The sequence below is a fragment of the Coprococcus sp. AF16-5 genome, from assembly GCF_003479365.1.
GTDB classification, from domain to species: Bacteria; Bacillota; Clostridia; order Lachnospirales; family Lachnospiraceae; genus Coprococcus; species Coprococcus aceti.
In genome coordinates this window covers 1-981 of sequence record NZ_QUGZ01000022.1, presented here as the reverse complement: position 1 = coordinate 981, position 981 = coordinate 1, and the positions used below count along the sequence as shown (strand labels likewise).

Genomic DNA, 981 nt, shown 5'->3' with positions numbered 1-981 from the left:
TTGCAAATCCATCAAAAAACGACTTTCCTGCTTTCACTGATGCAGCGCCATTCATTATACCAGATATTGCTGATCCCACGAGGGCAGATGTCGCTATAAACTGTGTTACCGTGGCGGCCGCCGCCCCTAGTACAGCAGGGCAGACTATCACAACCGCTGCTGTAACCACAAGCACGCCTATGCCTATAGCCAGCTTTCCTTCACTGGTCTCATCCTCCAATTATTTTTTTCAACAATTTTAAGCTTACCTTATTCTATTTCTTATCTTTCACCTAACCCCCTCCTGCTATTATTCTTCCATTTGTAGCATATTCCTCAATCCATCCAATCCACGGTGCAGGAAATTCTATGCATCTTCCAGAAGTTGTGTCTTCAAGCCTGCCAATTAATGCCAAGTTACGACTTATCCGCTTTAAACACCTGCTTTGATGCGTCCCTGTTCTTGTATAGTCTCACAACTTCCTTTCCACCAGAAAGTAACTGGACGCAACACTCCATTGTCTCTAATAAATTTAAGCATGAAAGTGCCAGTAGCTTTTTATGTCTACTGGCTTTTCACATAACAAAATAAGCAACGTTCTTATTTCATCAGATATTCTTAATATTCTTTTCTATTTGAAGTAACATAATCTAATTTAGCCTTACTACCACTCTCTACACTCTTGACTATAAAATTTATCAACTGCTACCGCTGCATTATACAAGGAGTCTATGTTTGCGAGATTGTCATCTTCGAGTATTGCTCTTCTAAATCCTAATGTCCCTCCATCTGATTCATCCATTTTATTTGAATCCAACTTATTTTTATATTCTTCTATAATTTTTTCCATTTTACTAAGATACTCTCTTGTATAATCATCAACATCATCTTTAATTTTTCCTATTTCACATTGTAAATCACTTAACTTTTTTTTCATAATTTCTCTTTTCATAATTTCTTGTATGATTATTTAGAAGCTAATAATCATTCATTCCTTTCAT

3 protein-coding genes are annotated in these 981 nt (G+C 36.5%); all 3 read right to left on the bottom strand.

The features are described from left to right. On the bottom strand, positions 1-220 hold a 220-nt coding region (locus DWW70_RS14740; protein WP_147360155.1), incomplete at its 3' end, for a hypothetical protein. Positions 221-272: 52 nt separating this feature from the next. Next, positions 273-395: a hypothetical protein gene (locus DWW70_RS15360; RefSeq protein WP_256364695.1), complete on the bottom strand. Its 123-nt coding sequence runs from the start codon at positions 393-395 to the stop codon at positions 273-275. A gap of 249 nt (positions 396-644) precedes the next feature. Beyond that, on the bottom strand, positions 645-917 hold the full coding sequence (locus tag DWW70_RS14735) for a hypothetical protein (RefSeq protein ID WP_118650126.1): 273 nt from the start codon (positions 915-917) through the stop codon (positions 645-647). Between the last annotated feature and the right edge of the window lie 64 nt (positions 918-981).

Excerpts from the sequence above, each read along its gene's own strand:
- DWW70_RS14735 (WP_118650126.1), bottom strand. The coding sequence starts at position 917 with ATGAAAAAAAAGTTAAGTGATTTACAATGTGAAATAGGAAAAATTAAA.